The organism is Serratia sp. TSO36 (assembly GCF_057808395.1).
In genome coordinates this window covers 240,654-250,106 of sequence record NZ_JBJZOU010000012.1, presented here as the reverse complement: position 1 = coordinate 250,106, position 9,453 = coordinate 240,654, and the positions used below count along the sequence as shown (strand labels likewise).

At 47.0% G+C, this 9,453-nt stretch carries 5 protein-coding genes; all 5 read right to left on the bottom strand.

From position 1 onward, the window contains the following. Window positions 1-13: 13 nt before the first annotated feature. From ACK3CV_RS10615 to ACK3CV_RS10595, 5 genes are read right to left on the bottom strand one after another with little or no spacing between them, the layout of a single operon-like run. Window positions 14-1,075 (bottom strand): Gfo/Idh/MocA family protein, encoded by a 1,062-nt coding sequence (locus tag ACK3CV_RS10615; RefSeq protein ID WP_164039911.1) that lies wholly within the window; start codon window positions 1,073-1,075, stop codon window positions 14-16. A 39-nt stretch (window positions 1,076-1,114) separates the two neighbouring features. Beyond that, on the bottom strand, window positions 1,115-1,864 hold the full coding sequence (locus ACK3CV_RS10610; RefSeq protein WP_164039909.1) for an SDR family oxidoreductase: 750 nt from the start codon (window positions 1,862-1,864) through the stop codon (window positions 1,115-1,117). Then, entirely contained in the window at window positions 1,865-3,142 is a 1,278-nt protein-coding gene (locus ACK3CV_RS10605; RefSeq protein ID WP_164039907.1) for an MFS transporter, read from the bottom strand. It lies immediately after the preceding gene. 19 nt (window positions 3,143-3,161) lie between these two features. After that, window positions 3,162-7,856 (bottom strand): AMP-binding protein, encoded by a 4,695-nt coding sequence (locus ACK3CV_RS10600; protein WP_164039906.1) that lies wholly within the window; start codon window positions 7,854-7,856, stop codon window positions 3,162-3,164. Between the two features lie 19 nt (window positions 7,857-7,875). Next, the gene (locus tag ACK3CV_RS10595) at window positions 7,876-8,961 is read right to left on the bottom strand and encodes an ornithine cyclodeaminase family protein (RefSeq protein WP_164039905.1); all 1,086 of its coding nucleotides are present in this window, start codon (window positions 8,959-8,961) and stop codon (window positions 7,876-7,878) included. Window positions 8,962-9,453 lie beyond the last annotated feature (492 nt).

Here is a 9,453-nt window from a genome sequence, read left to right as displayed (position 1 = left end):
CTCCATCACGTTGTCAGGATGCGAATAGCTTTTCGGCTTGGCCCTTGCTTTGCGGTTCCAACGCCAGATGTATTTGTTCCAGCCAGGTCTGCAGGCGCATCGCCTGTTCCAATCCAACGATACTGTCGGGTTCATTCATACGAGCAGGTTTATCATCAATCGAGCGGGTCACGAATCGATAGACTTTACTCAGTTGATCCAGCGGTTCGGGGAAGTTCTGATTTGTATATGATTTCTGCAAAACCGTAGTTCGGTGACCATCTTTGGGGTCGATGCGGCTGACGGTGACGCTGTCGCAATCCCAACGCGGCATATCGAAAGTAAAATGAACGATATAGCTGTCTTTCGCTCCCACCAGATGCGCGAACATTTCACGCCGGCGAGACATCCAGGTGAAGGAAGCATGCGCCGAAATAATGCAGCGGTCTTCGCTGATAAGTTTGCAATGCAATGAGTCGGCTATCGCATCTTCCGGGCGGTTAGAGAAATTGCTGTGATGCATAAACCCGCCGATGACGTCGATCTCGCGAATGCCGAAAGCAAAAGAGGCTAGGTCGAGAGGATGAATCGCTTCACTGAGCACCCCCATAGTCGGTCTGCAATCCCTTACTCTGTTTTTTCCCCAATAGAGCTGCACGCGAACAGGCTTCAGTGTTTCCACAGTATTTCGCCACGCGAAAAAATCCTTAAACACGGGGCTGAAACGCTCCACAAGATTCATGGAGAAAATCTTGGCGCTCAACGCCGGTTCAAGCTCCTTTGCCTCATCCAAGGTTGCGGTCAGTGGTTTTTCACAAAGGATCCGAGGAATGTCGGCCTCGGTGAGCCGCTTCAAAATGCCGTGATGATGCTCTTCATTGACAGTGACAATTGCCGCCTCGAATCGATGATGTTTAAGCGCCTGTTCGACATCGTGATAAGTCGCCAGCACCCCATCGACTTGCCCAGTCATTTTGGGGTCTGCAATCACTATCTGCCTGAATGCATTTTTATGATTTTGATTTGAGTAATTGAGCACGGTATGCATTCTTTTTCCTGCAAATCCGTATCCGACAATAAGGATCTTGGATGTCATGGTTCTTTACTCCTGTTCAGAGACGTTCTAAATGAGGTATCAGCAAGCCTGCTCTCTGGGGCGTATCACTAACTCAGACACTTCGACATGGGAGGGCCGTGAAAGGCACCACAACACAGCCTGGGCAATGTCGTCAGGGACTAAGGACTGAAAAGCGGCGAACAGCGGTTCCTGCATCTCGGGATTGCTGCGATAGAAAGTCTCGCCAAAACGGGTTCCCTCAATATAGCCGGGCGTCAACAGGGTCACTCGCATCGCCACTCCTTCTTGACGCAGGCGCAAGCGAAAATCCTCTTGAAGACGGCTAACGGCCGTTTTCGCCGCTGCGTAGATATCATTTCCCGGCGTAGGGCTGGGCCGGCGGCTGGCGACGGAGCCTATGGTGAGCAGATGCTCGCACTGAGGAACATATTTACAAGTAGCGCTCATGACATTCACCGCCCCCATGACGCAGGTATCGACAATCTCTTGCCAGTAGGCGTGATACTCAGGGGAAAATGGCGCATAGGCTCCAGTGGCTGCGCAATTAATAACGGCGTGAATTTCACCTTGCAGCGTGTTAAAAACGTTATTGACCGCTTCCGACCGCCGCACATCACAAGATAGCCACTGATCGGCCTTTGCCTCGGCTGGAGGTTCGGTACGCGATGCGCAAACGGTATGATATTCGCCGCTCAACGCCTTGATTATCGCCAGCCCCGTACCCGAGCTACCGCCAAAAATCACAATCGTCTTTTTCATTTTTCCTCTGAGCCTCATGCCCTCGTTCCGTGCAAAATAAGCAGCCATTCAGTCAGCTTCCTTTTGCGCGCCCGCCGAATAACATTGAACATCGTTACTATCTGAAAACCTGGTTGCTGACGTGTGGCGAATCGCCGCCAACAGCAAGCCAGCTGCCAATAGGACAAATACGGCGTCTGAAAGCCAAAATACCGTCATCCACCCTTGCGTCAGCGCCCAACCGCCGATAATAGGGCCGGCCGCAAATCCCAGAAGATAAAGATTGGTTAACGCATAATAAGTGCCTTTAGCCCCCTCCGGAGCGATACGATCAACGAGAATAGCGGATAACGGAAATAACACCGCTTCGCCGATACCGACAAAGACCACTGCGCAATAAAACAGAAGCTCAAAGTGTTCACCCGCAAGCGGCGCAGCAAAACCGATCAGCGAACCGGAAATGACAAAGCAGGCGCTGCCGATATAAACACGCTTGGTTTTCGATATAGAAGACAATAGAGAAACAAAAATGGCCTGAGTGACAATTACCACGACGCTATTTATCATGACGGCGAATGAAATTATTTCGGCCGGTTTTTTCAAACTCAACGTAGTGATATATTGATAGAACGTTGTGTCGTAATGAATAAAGACATACGCCAGAACAATTTCAGACGCCAGTAAGCAGAGGAAGATTTTATTCTTAATCGCCTGCTTATACTCTCTGACAACCTTATCCTCAGGGTGAATGACTTTGTTATTGTTAAAAAAAAGGATAACAAAAATGGCCATAGCCAGAAAAACCACACCAGCTACCCAAAAGTTTGCATTGATATTTTTAAGGCCTATCGTCATTGAAAAAAGCGGACCGCATGCTGCCCCTGCATTAACAAAAAGATAGGTCAACTGAAAGGTCTTGAACAGCATCCCTTTGTCTAAAATATTATCGGAAAGATACGTTTTCATTGGGCTTTCAAATGCGCCTCGACCTGTGGAAATAACCAGCAATCCGATAACCGCCCACATCGGAACGTTGGCGAGTCCGATGATGATGAAGCCGATGCATTGCAGAAAAAGCCCGCTAAAAATACTATTTCTGGCGCCTATTCTCCGGATAATGACGCTGCTGAAAAGCGCCACGGTAGCATTAAGCAATAAGGCTGCCGTGAATATTGTCCCTACAGCAAGATGAGTCATGCCGTATTGCTTCACCATCAAAATGGTCAAGAGCGGCCACGCCATAAAATAGGCAAAGCTGTTAACCATATACAACGCACAGCAATTACGCGATAGCACCCGTCCTTCTTTGATGACAAGCGACGATGCTTGATTCTTGACTCCAGTCATAAACATCCCTTGCCGCTATTCAGCAGATAACATTCTCGTCCAATGACTCGCCAAGAAAATTACAGAGACGCCTCGTTAAAGCGTCAATTTCTTTAACAAGTATTATCTCATTGACAAAATCATCACTAAAACGGCATTCCAAGCTCAACCGCCCATTATTTATATTAAAATACACCGAAAGGCCGCTATTTACGACATCCCACGGGATATGATTGTCAATCCGACTTTCTTTCCATTTATCTCCTGACTGACAAATATCTTTCCAATGAGTTTGGAAATAAAACCGCACTTCAATCAGCTCTTTGAGTTCAGCCTGTATGTCACATTCCTCCGCGATTGACATCAGGTCGTCAGATGAGCAAGAAAGATGACTAAGGTGCGAATAATGCAGCATTACGAACTCATCAAATGAAACATTGTCTTGCACGAAAAAAGGCAGCGGTTCAACAAGGTATGCCATTTTTCCCTCAGCACCGTAATCATGTCGTTTATCGACCATATTGCTGAAACCGCAAAAACCAAGTCCACGCGTCAGACGCCACATCTCCCAGGCACAACGCAGTGAGAATGCATACCCACGCTTACGACATGCCGTATCGATTTGCGTGAAATCGAAAGTGTCTGAGATCACTTTAGAGACGGATTTCCCATGACGACGCGCAAACGATGAATTGCTGATATGAATCCCGTTCTTTGCTACGGTTGTAAAGTAGTGCCTGTAATAGGCAACGGATTCCTGAGCCGACATGCCATCCCGGCCCAGCGATTCACTTCGACAAACAGATGAATACGCATTACCTTCGTTCAAGGAGCGTTCGATGAAGGAGAAAAACAATTTTGCCGAACCGCCATCCCAGACCGCGTGATGGAACAGACAATAAAGAAGATGTTCTCCTCCCGGCAGCCGGAAAGTATGCGCCCGCAAAAGCACCTCTTTATGAGGTTCGAAGACATCCCACGTTAAGGCGTCAATCACATGGATAAGGGCCGCATCGTCTTCATCAACATAAACTTTGCCATGATGCTGAACGGTGAAATTTTCGCAAACCTGCGTGCGCGCATTTTCTTCGCCGATAAACAGTTCCGGATGGATATTCAAGAAATTTTTAAAATGCGAGGTAAAACCTGATACATCAACATTCTCATTAAAGATCAACGCAACCGAGATGATATTTTCCCTATCCCCAGGAATAACATTATCCCTTTTCAACAGCGCCGACTGCGAAGGATAAATGCGGTAAACCGACGGTGCTATGCGATTGTTGTGCTTATGGGTATATTTCATGGTCGCCAGACTGCTTGCGACATCGGCAAAGGTTCTGTCTTTAAACAATTGTCTTAAAGAGTAACGCACATCAAATTCACTGTTAATTCGCCTTACAAGGTTAATAGCTGTGAGAGAATCCAAACCGCACTCGAACAGAGGCGTATCCCTATCCGGCATAGCCCAGTCTTGGCCCACGCCGAGAATGCTTTTGCACAAGGAGTCAAAACGCCGGTTAAATGCGTCATCCTTTTTATTGTCAGGCGGACAAACCGTGCCGGACAGTGCTTTCGGTGAACTTTCCGGCATCAGGTCGTCGGCATTTTCCGGTGGCTGACAAACAAACGAAACAGGGAAATCCGAAGGTTTAATATCACTTAACGCATTCATCAATGAGTCGATGAAACTCAGCGTTCGCGGATGGCCATAGCCATTAAAAATAACCTCGATACAATCATCGTACTCTTGTACTTCAATGCCACACTCCGCGCGCGACCGGGGGTTGTAAACCTCACCGGGAGAACGCGTTAGCGAGGGGCGTTGATAATTTACCGCCGTGAAAAGGAACGCAATATTGACGTTTTCTCTGGCCAGAAAAGCGGAAAGCGGCATATTCGGGTGATCGAGGATGTCGGCAATAAGCTCTTCGCTCACGTAACGGCAAAGCGCGGAAAACGCAGAGATACCGTTCAGCCTGACAGTAATCAGCGAGCTATTAACCAGACAACCGATCACTTGACTGACCTGCTGGACATTACGGTTCGCATTTGGGAAAAGCACATTGAACTCAGCACGTCCGGCTTCGCTCTGATAGTGCAAAATCGCCATTGAGAAAAACCACGATGTAACGGACAGGTTATGCCGGCGGCACCATTTTCTGAGCCGAAGAACATTTTCTTCTTTAACGCGTAAAATACGCTGAAACTCTGGATAAGAAGCAGACAATGGCGTTTCCTCCGTATCCGTAAAGGTCAACGCCAACTGACTTGCCTTTTCTTCCAGCACGTTTTGGTCATATTCGAACGCGAGCTTCGTGTATTGGTAATATTCTTCTAACGTACAAGGCGGAAAAATAACGGGTTTGTCGTCACAGGAAAGCAACTGCTCCCGTATAAGCCCTAAGGATAAGCCATCTATTATTATGTGATGAAAAATAAATAGCAGACTCCCTCCTCTCTTCCGCTTTATAAACAACACGCGAAAAAGATACCCATCTTCAAGATCAAATGGCTTATCGATCGCCTTAATTGCCTGTTTCTCGGTTACCGTCTGGAAAAGGGCCGGCGTTTTCATTATCCTCTCTGCCGTTAACGTCGGACATAAGCTATAGGACAATAGGCCATTGTTAAAATACAGGTTTGATCTGAGAATTTCGTGTTCATCCAGCAAACCGACAAATTTTTCAAGCGTCTCATTGATGGCTAACGAAGTCTCACATTGTATAATCAGCGGAATGTTATATGCGCCAGATCGCGCCTCGGAAACAGATTCGAAATAAATTCCTTTGCAAGTAGGGTTAACGACCTCAATACGTTTACGTACTCTTCCACTTGGCAATTCTATACACGCCGATGTCTCCCTGCCGTTCTCGATAACTTCTTTAGATATTTCATACTCGGCGATAATTTCAATCTTTCCATTTTTACCGCTGAGTACACGGCTGCCATTCTCGCTCTTGTTGACATCCATTCCGATGGGATAGCAGCGTATTGAATGAACGCCACGCTTAAATGTTAACGTTCTGGCCAGTGCCTCCAGCGATGGCGTTGTCATGATATCGCGAACTTTTATCGGCGGCTCCGCCACCTGTCTGAGCACGCCCGAGAAAGCGACGATCTCAAGCGAGTCCAGGGAAGGCACGGTTTCGCCCTCGTCCGCAGTCATCAAGCCTGCGCTGATGACGCCTGCAATCCCTCTAAGCGCATCGACGGTCATGTCGAAAAATGTTTTCGCCTGCACGGTATGGCTAACTGCGGGAAACAGCGTCGTTAATGAAGTGCGATCAATCTTGCCGCTATTATTCAATGGAAATGCCGATAAAAAAACGAACCGGGTTGGTATCGAATAAGCAGGGAGCGTATAACCGGCCTGTTTCCTCAAAAAGGCGGTGAAGTGAGGATCGGCTTGGCGCCGATGATCGCTGAGAACGACAAAAACAACGAGATCTTGGTTAACTAACTTTGCCACAACCTCTTTTATTTCCGACATATCTCGAAACGTGCGCTCTATCTCTCCGAGCTCGATACGGTTGCCGCGATACTTGATCTGATCATCTGTTCTGGAAACAAACGCCAACGTCCCATCGGCCTCTTCCGTCACAATGTCTCCTGTGCGATAAGCGCGTTGACACCCGGCATCTGCAGTTAAACGAAGAAAGGAATTCTTCGTGGCCCCTTCATTATTGATATACCCCGCCCCTACACAGATACCTTTAAGAATCAGTTCCCCAACTCTGCGTTGAGCATCCTCATAAGAAACTTCGAAGTAAACCCCCGGGATCGGTTTTCCGATCGGTATTCGCCCCTTTGTAAGATCCTCGTCGCTTATTTCATGCCAAAATGCAACATCCGCGCACTCTGTCGGGCCGTAAGAGTTAATGAAACGCGTGTTAACGCCATCACGGCGCAACTGAAGCAGCGTCTGCGAGTTAATCACTTCGCCCCCCAGAACAACTGTCTGTATTGAAGCAAGGCTATTTTTTGATAAATTCTCCACAATCAAGGAGAAAGCACTGGGCGCACAATTTATCCACTTAAATGAATGGCGATTGACTTGCTCACGAATATTCTGCGGCTCAAAAACCAAACCATCAATAAAATGCAGCACACTGCCACTCATCATGCCGATAAAAATATTTTTCTGCGTCAAATCGAACGACAATGAGCTGACAATTAAGCAACGCTCACCCGGCTGTGGGTCAATGAGCCGGCGATACCATTTCAACGTATTGTCAAAACTTTCATTATAGACAGCCGCGCCTTTTGGCACACCGGTAGATCCCGAAGTAAAGATGATATATTGTAAGGAATCAGGGGCGGGAGAATGAATATTCGATATCGGGTTCGCACTGTCTAAACCAGCAATATCCAAAATATCCCCGATAGAATCCTGAATTATACTTTTTGTTTTCCCATCAACGCAGATGACTTTCTTCCCGCTGAGCGTATTCAGCATCAATGAAATCCGCTGCTCAGGTAATCCCTTGTCGACAGGAACATAGGGTATACCGGAAACCGCACTGTAAAACATCACGGCACAATGAAAAAAAGGGTTCTGAACACAGATTACCAGTGCTTCAGGTCGATATGGCAGTGCATTGACAGCCGCTGCGATACCCGCCATTTTAACAGCAAGCATGCGATAACTGTAATGCGCTCCGTTATAATCCATAAACGTCTGGTTGGCATGCAAAGAAAGCGCCGAAAAGATATTTTCGGATATATGAGACATATTCAGAACCCTTCTCAAGTTAAGACAGCGTTTCCATTCTTTGCCTGGTTGCAGAACGCATCATGCAGTCAGACGTAATCAGGAGTTCCGAGTAGGGATCAAGCGCACATGTTGTCGTCTCATCATCTAACACTTTGCCTATCGCATATTTCTTCGCTATGTCACAAAGCAGATCAACGGCGATCGCATCTTCCAGCGCCACGCCGGTCGAATCAAAAATCGTTTGACGGTTCTGATGGCCGTAATAATTCTCCCTAGCTACCGTGAGATCCTTAAGTTCAATACAAACATCCGCGCCAGGCGTTTCACCAGCAAAGACCTGACACTCCCCTTCCACTTTCGCCTGCTCATAAAAGTCAGTGACGACAAAGGCAGTTTTCACCAGTGTACCGGGAAGCTCCGTTTTCCCAGGAAAATCAGCACCGATAGCGTTAATATGCACATCCCGTTTTAAATTTTCCCCTGAGAGCACCGGGGCGGACCCGACGGGATTGGTGGTTGCGGTACAGATGATATCGCTGCGCTTTTCAATCTCCTGAACATTGGCCGGAGAAATTTTTATGCCAAGGAACGCCAGCCTTTCATTGATAGTTTCTTCGGCATAAGGGTCAGTATCATGAATAAGAATTTCTTCAAACTTGAAAATTCGCGACAGCGCATGCGCCTGAGTCACCGCCTGCGCTCCGCAACCGATGAGGCCAAGCACCCTGGAATCCGGCTTTGCTAAAATACGACTCGCGACGGCGCTGGCCGCGCCAGTGCGCATTGCCGTCAAAAGCGCGCCGCCGGCAACCGCTTTAGGCTTACCGGTTTGAAAATCACAGGTGACAATCACGGCATCGATGGTCGGCGTCTGATGATTAACGGGATTATCAGGGAAATAACTCACCAGTTTGAGCGTAACATTACTCTCCCCATCATGAACGGGCATCCATTCGATAAGATTTCTGCCAGAGGTAAAACCTGCGCGCGCACTGAGTTGCGCTCCCACCGCGTCAAACATCCGGAATCCCTCCTCGATATTATCGATCAGCGCATCCATGAATTTATCGGCGGTAATTGCATTAATAGTACGAGCAACTTCACTTTCAGATATAACGTACATACTCATCCTCATTCACATGAAAAACACGTAGTAAGTTGGATCGATAGTTCGGTATAGCTTTATCAGTGTCAGGCAGTAAGAAGTACTTTGTAACGTTATGATTTTTATTAACCTAGGCGTATGGCGCCCCACCGGCTTTTATTTCTCTCATGCTCGCCACAGCGTTGTAAAATCTATCCCAGGTCGGAAATGCGTGTACCATTGCATAAGTAAAAATGGATAGTCAACAATTTTTAAACAAAAGTAATGCACTTTTCGAAACACTGCCAACTTCGGTAATTTAAAAAATAATTTTAAAATCAATATGATAAAAAATAACATCAAAACATCGCCCCATAACCATCAGCATACAGCCACTCTTACCTAAAAACCATTGATTAGATTGATTTTATTATGAATTTTAATCTCAAAACACAGCCATTTAAAGGGGCAACACTCTACTACAAATCAAGAAATCGGGCGAAACGTCCAATTTTAAAAAAATATTATTAG

Coding starts and splice junctions, on each gene's coding strand:
- ACK3CV_RS10615 (WP_164039911.1), bottom strand. CDS start 1,075: ATGACATCCAAGATCCTTATTGTCGGATACGGATTTGCAGGAAAAAGA.
- ACK3CV_RS10610 (WP_164039909.1), bottom strand. CDS start 1,864: ATGGCTGCTTATTTTGCACGGAACGAGGGCATGAGGCTCAGAGGAAAA.
- ACK3CV_RS10605 (WP_164039907.1), bottom strand. CDS start 3,142: ATGACTGGAGTCAAGAATCAAGCATCGTCGCTTGTCATCAAAGAAGGA.
- ACK3CV_RS10600 (WP_164039906.1), bottom strand. CDS start 7,856: ATGTCTCATATATCCGAAAATATCTTTTCGGCGCTTTCTTTGCATGCC.
- ACK3CV_RS10595 (WP_164039905.1), bottom strand. CDS start 8,961: ATGTACGTTATATCTGAAAGTGAAGTTGCTCGTACTATTAATGCAATT.